Source organism: Gemmatimonadota bacterium, from assembly GCA_026706845.1.
Classification (GTDB): domain Bacteria; phylum Latescibacterota; class UBA2968; order UBA2968; family UBA2968; genus VXRD01.
The window spans coordinates 1-5,394 of sequence record JAPOXY010000042.1 but is presented as its reverse complement, the minus strand read 5'-3'; the positions used below and the strand labels follow the sequence as shown (position 1 = coordinate 5,394).

Below are 5,394 nucleotides of genomic sequence, written 5' to 3'. Positions count from 1 at the left end.
CTCCCCTTTTTTACCCCGGCAGCTTTGCACAATTCCTGCACGCCCACATCGGTATAACTGCGCGTAAAAAATAGATCCATCGCAGCCTGTATCAGCCGCTCTTTTGCATCGCTTGTGCGTCCCATGATATGCCTTTTACGATAGATTCGATAAGTCTGCGTCACTTTTTTGTTTTGCTTTAAATTTTGTAAATTGATAATATGGGCTGTTCCAAAACTAAATATAGTCTATCCAAACCTACTTTTCAACAAGGAGCTTCACATGCGCGTCATTGCAATTGGCACGGAATACACGGGCAAAACCACGCTGGTTCAAGCCATTCAAAAATGGGGCATGGAGCGCGGTATTCGCCATCACATGGACGATCACTTTTCCGTTCCGGATCAGCAAACCCTTACAAATCCCGCAGATCAAAAGGCTATGAACGAAGTGCCATCGCCCATCAAAGAGCGTTTTCAGCGTTTTCAAATCGCCTATCACGTGCGCCTGGTACACAATTACCAGCACGTTTTGCTCACGGGTTTCCACATTGAGGAAATGGTGTACGGTCAACGCTATTACTATCCCGATCTGGCGCGCCCGGTCGAAAATCCCCAGGCATGGGAAAAAGACATGCCCAAAGATATTATTCTGGTGCATCTCACAGCCAGCCCCGAGGTTATCAAACAGCGCATGAAAGACGATCCACACGATTTTCCCCTTGTGCCCGAATCGGATATCGAAGAGGTACAGGAGGCATTTCACGAAGAATTTCGCAAATCATTTTTTAAGCAGAAATTTCAGATCGATACATCAGACCTGAACGCAGACACACTTCTCAAAGCCTTTCTCGACGAATCGTTTCCCTATCTCACCGCCGCTGATCACGCCATTCGGTTGGCGAGACCGTAGTTAAAGATGAGGGACTGGGGGCTGGTTCTCACCTCCTGCCAGTCCCATCCTCCGAGGTACTGATCTTGCCATCCCCACCTCCCGACATGCGCCTCGCGTTCGACGATGGCACGCTCGTCCTTCTGGATCCGCCAGCGGACTATGAACCGCCATCTCCATTTGTATGGGATAGCCGCGTGGGACGCTGGCGCGCTCAGGCGCATCGGTATCGCGATCTTGTTGAAGCACTGCAAGATCGGGATGTTGGGATAAAAAATGTGGTCCCGCGCTACAATCGCCTCAAGCTCAATTTCAACCGCGAACATACCCCACATCCTCATCAGGCCGAAGCTTTTGACGCCTGGCAATCAAATCAATATCGCGGCGTGGTTGTTCTGCCCACGGGGTCGGGCAAGTCGCTTCTGGCGTTGATGGGTATTGCAGAAGTTGCCCGCAGTACGCTTGTTGTCGCGCCTACGATTGATCTTATGAATCAGTGGTATGACTTGCTCAAAGACGCTTTTTCATGCGATATCGGCATCCTGGGTGGGGGCTATCACGAGCTTGAAGATCTCACCGTAACGACTTACGACAGTGCGTATATGCACATGGATCGCTACGGTAATCGCTTTGGCTTTCTCGTTTTTGACGAGGTCCATCACTTGCCCGGCGAGTCCTATTCCCACGGTGCAGAGCTTTCTATTGCTCCTTATCGCCTGGGGCTTACAGCTACGCTTGAACGTCCCGATGGTCGCCATCTTATGCTGCGCGACCTCGTGGGGCCTACCGTTTATGAAAAGGGTATCCGCGACCTGTCTGGCGATTATCTCTCTGAGTACAATACAGAGCGCATAGAAGTCGATATGGTTGCTGAAGAGCGCGCTGAATACGAAGCCGCGCGTTCGCAATTCAGCGCTTTTCTGGAGTCCAAGAATTTGCGGTTGGGCAGTGCTTCTGGATGGCAAAATTTCGTGCGCCTCTCGGCTCGTTCCAGCGATGGCAGGAGGGCAATGCTCGCCTATCGCCGCTATCGAAAAGTCGCGCTGGGCACAACCGCTAAGTTGCGCGTGCTGGAAGATCTGTTGAAAAAACACCCGCGTGACCGCATGTTGATTTTCACCAATGACAACGAAACTGTTTATACGATTTCAGAGCAATTTCTCATTCCCGCCATCACGCACCAGACCCGCACGAAGGAGCGCCGGGAAATCCTCAAAGCTTTTAATCAGGGAGATATTCTCGCGCTTGTCACTTCTCGCGTGCTCAACGAAGGGGTCAACGTGCCCGAGGCCAATGTCGCGGTTGTGCTTTCGGGGACGAGTACTATCCGCGAACACGTCCAGCGATTGGGGCGTATTTTGCGCCGCCGCGAAGGCAAACACGCCATTCTCTATGAAGTGATCTCCCGCAATACGGTTGAAGACCGCATTTCCCGCCGCCGCAGGCAACACGATGCGTACGATGGGAAGCAACGAGAGATGTTCTGAAAGGAGACGCTGTGCATATTGAAGATCTCTTTACGCCAGCCCAACGGGTGCTTGTTGATCACCTTCACAGCCGAGACCAGGAGGAACGTCGAGTTGGCTCTACCGATCCGCTGCGCCTCAAGGCTGCCAGCCCAGAGGTGGCACAGTATCTGTGTCTTACCGCGGTTCACCAACGGGCGAGAACGCTGGTCGAATTTGGCACGTCGCACGGCTATTCCACTTTGCATCTGGCCGCGGCAGCGCAGCACACGGGAGGCCGCGTTTTTACCCTGGATCAGATGCCCAAAAAAACTGCGGCGGCCCGAAGCAATTTGCGAGCCGCAGGGCTGGATCATCTGGTGGCGTGTCATACAAGTACCGGTGATGTTTTTATCGCTGCTCTTCCCGATCGCGTGGATTTCGTTTTTGTTGATTTTGGCCTGCACGCCTTTGCGCCTATGTTCGATATGCTGGAAAGCCGCCTGGTGCCAGGGGCTTTCATCTTTGTCGATGGCTGGTCTGCGGTGGAACAATGGTACAGGGATCCGGATTGGGCCGCTTTTAAGCGTCGCCTGGATGAGGCTCCCGATTATATGACCTGTATTTTGCCTCTGCAAAAGTCGCACCTCATTGCCATTAAGCTATCTTGATGTATTCCACATTGCTAATATGAAGCGGATAGAGAAGCGAGAAGTGTATGAAACAGAGACCATTTTAACAAGGTGGAGATGATGGACCTGACGATTTTTGTTGGAAAATTTTTAGGCATAGTACTTGCAATTTGGTTCCTTTTCTACCAGAAGAAAGTGATACCTGATTTCCAAAAATGGAGATGGAATTTTGGGATTTCACTTCTGTTCTTGTTTGCTGTGTTTGGGTGTGGAAAATTACAGTCAGGATTAAATACTGAACTTCGCAAAGAAGAGATAGGATGTTGGAAAGTTGACGCGCGCGAGATTTGCAATGACGCGATTTGGAGATTTATATCTCATAGAGAGTTAATGGGAAAAGTAGCAGAAATGCGAAGAGAGGTAGGAATGATTGTAGTGAAAGGGCATATAAAATAAACTGGTATAATGAAACGGGAAAAAGATTACGAGTGAATTATGGTCTTCGGTTTTGGGATGCTAACAAATTAGAGATTGCGCGACATAACCTTGGAATTGGTTCTGAATTTGTTATTCTCCCATCAGTTCCGAAAGAAATTTCAGGCACTTTTGAAATTAAAGTAGATAATTTAGAAGCGGCTAATTCTATCAGTCGAATACGTGTTTTTGCATCTTTTGAAAAAATAGATGCTGATTAAAAAATAGATGAGTAGTATTTTGGTCGGTTGCTGCTTCCTGATCTCAGTCCCAGAGGCTTTGCTATTAAAGGAATGTTGAGAAGGCCTGTTTTTATTTTTTATTTTTTTATGTGGATTTCACATTTGATGTCATTTCAACCGGGATCAAAACTGCACATAGTCGCAGGGGCAACGTGAGGAGGTGACACTCAATAATACCAGCGTGACATTACAGCTTGAGGCTCTTACGTCAGACTTTAATGGCGATGGACGGGTTGATTTGAGTGACTTTTTGCTCTTTGCAAGCCAATTTGGATTAAGTCGTGGCGATAAATAGTATGATGCGAAGTACGATCTGGATGGTGATGGCACGATTGGATTTGGCGATTTTCTGATCTTTGTCAATGCCTTTGGCAAGGAAGGGTCATAAATCGCGTTTTTTGGTGATGTCTGAAATTATTCACATTTATAGGTTTATATCCGTAGAGGTCAAGAAATGTTAAGCTATCCAATCACTCAAAACGTTCATGATATGATACAGCGTTTTCCTGAAATAGACAGAGCGGTTAATATACCGTATTCAGGCCGAAGCGAACTTGAGATCGTCCGTGTGCTCGGCAATACGCACTACGAACACCTCGAACAATTACTCATATTGCTGAACAAACACCTGCCATCGTCAGGCACTATAGGCAAACGAGTCGTGCAAGCGACATTGCTCGATCGCCCCTGTGTTTTTCCGCATAGAGATCAGGCCCCACATATTCGGGAAGTGATGGGAGTGTTCAATGCCTGATGGTAGCGTCCAATGCGAGATATTTTGAAATACGGGACAACTGAGCTGTAAGATAAAAGCGTACGTATTAAATATTGACACGTACGCTTTTTTGTTTATTTTGATTTTTATAGTCTGTCGTGAAATGGTCTATTTGTCCAGGAGTGTGACATGAAAACAATTACGCCGACCGAATTGCGAGGAAATATCTACCAGATATTGGATGAGATCTTGAATACGGGTGTGCCCGTCAAAATCAATAAAGGAGATCGAAAACTCATTATTGCGCCGATCGAGAGTATAGACAAACTTCAGAACTTGCGAAAAAGGAAGCAGGTGATTAAAGGCGATCCTGAGGATCTGGTTCATATCACATGGGACAAGGAGGTGAATCTTGATCTACCTTGATACCCATGTTGTGGTGTGGTTATACGCTGGTCAAACCGAAAAATTGAGCGAAAATGCCAGATCTGGCATTAATGAAAATGACATTTATGTCTCTCCGATCGTCAGTTTAGAATTGCAATATCTGCTCGAGATCAAACGCATTACTCCAAAACCTCAAACGGTTATTTCCGCCTTATCAGAGGCAATAGGACTTAACGTCTGTGATAAAAATTTCTATCAAATTGTCCAGTGTGCTCAACAGTATTCCTGGACACGCGATCCCTTTGACCGCATCATCGTGGCACAAGCGGGGTTGAATGACAATATACTCGTAACAAAAGATCAAACCATTTTAACACACTTTGAACATGCTGTGTGGTAGAACCTCACTGAATGTCACTAAGGCATATTGAACTGCTATACTGACGTTGTTGTACATTGCTTCCGTCGCAGGCAACGCGAGATATTTTGAAATGCGGTTGACAAAATGGCGTTGTTGCTACACTTTTTGTTTGGAAGGATAATTGAAACGGTAGCAAAAGGAGAAAAATGATTTGCGAACATGATGTCGTTGTTTTGATTCACGATGTCGAGGATTATGATCTTAAAGC

At 47.1% G+C, this 5,394-nt stretch carries 9 protein-coding genes; 8 read left to right on the top strand and 1 reads right to left on the bottom strand.

Translation table 11 applies throughout. The features are described from left to right. Positions 1-125 (bottom strand): TetR family transcriptional regulator (locus OXG87_04390; GenBank protein ID MCY3868772.1); only part of this gene is annotated, 125 nt, incomplete at its 3' end. 136 nt (positions 126-261) lie between these two features. Between OXG87_04390 and OXG87_04385 the strand changes: the two genes are divergently transcribed. The 8 genes from OXG87_04385 to OXG87_04350 all read left to right on the top strand — a co-directional run bounded on the left by OXG87_04385 (position 262) and on the right by OXG87_04350 (position 5,165). Further along, positions 262-891, top strand: coding sequence for a hypothetical protein (locus OXG87_04385; protein ID MCY3868771.1), 630 nt, complete (start codon positions 262-264; stop codon positions 889-891). Between the two features lie 65 nt (positions 892-956). Beyond that, positions 957-2,357, top strand: a complete 1,401-nt coding sequence (locus OXG87_04380) for a DEAD/DEAH box helicase family protein (GenBank protein MCY3868770.1) — start codon at positions 957-959, stop codon at positions 2,355-2,357. An 11-nt stretch (positions 2,358-2,368) separates the two neighbouring features. Further along, positions 2,369-2,986 carry a class I SAM-dependent methyltransferase gene (locus tag OXG87_04375; protein ID MCY3868769.1) on the top strand — a complete coding sequence of 206 codons (618 nt, stop codon included), beginning with the start codon at positions 2,369-2,371 and terminating at the stop codon, positions 2,984-2,986. Between the two features lie 81 nt (positions 2,987-3,067). After that, positions 3,068-3,403 (top strand): hypothetical protein, encoded by a 336-nt coding sequence (locus OXG87_04370; protein MCY3868768.1) that lies wholly within the window; start codon positions 3,068-3,070, stop codon positions 3,401-3,403. A gap of 32 nt (positions 3,404-3,435) precedes the next feature. Then, complete coding sequence (locus tag OXG87_04365; GenBank protein MCY3868767.1) at positions 3,436-3,642, top strand: hypothetical protein; 207 nt, start codon at positions 3,436-3,438, stop codon at positions 3,640-3,642. Positions 3,643-4,153: 511 nt separating this feature from the next. Then, the gene (locus OXG87_04360) at positions 4,154-4,417 is read left to right on the top strand and encodes a hypothetical protein (protein ID MCY3868766.1); all 264 of its coding nucleotides are present in this window, start codon (positions 4,154-4,156) and stop codon (positions 4,415-4,417) included. Between the two features lie 150 nt (positions 4,418-4,567). Further along, positions 4,568-4,804 carry a type II toxin-antitoxin system Phd/YefM family antitoxin gene (locus OXG87_04355; GenBank protein ID MCY3868765.1) on the top strand — a complete coding sequence of 79 codons (237 nt, stop codon included), beginning with the start codon at positions 4,568-4,570 and terminating at the stop codon, positions 4,802-4,804. After that, on the top strand, positions 4,791-5,165 hold the full coding sequence (locus OXG87_04350) for a PIN domain-containing protein (protein ID MCY3868764.1): 375 nt from the start codon (positions 4,791-4,793) through the stop codon (positions 5,163-5,165). The genes OXG87_04355 and OXG87_04350 overlap by 14 nt, the downstream gene beginning before the upstream one ends. Positions 5,166-5,394: the final 229 nt, after the last annotated feature.

Excerpts from the sequence above, each read along its gene's own strand:
- OXG87_04370 (MCY3868768.1), top strand. The coding sequence starts at position 3,068 with ATGGACCTGACGATTTTTGTTGGAAAATTTTTAGGCATAGTACTTGCA.
- OXG87_04360 (MCY3868766.1), top strand. The coding sequence starts at position 4,154 with ATGATACAGCGTTTTCCTGAAATAGACAGAGCGGTTAATATACCGTAT.
- OXG87_04385 (MCY3868771.1), top strand. The coding sequence starts at position 262 with ATGCGCGTCATTGCAATTGGCACGGAATACACGGGCAAAACCACGCTG.
- OXG87_04355 (MCY3868765.1), top strand. The coding sequence starts at position 4,568 with ATGAAAACAATTACGCCGACCGAATTGCGAGGAAATATCTACCAGATA.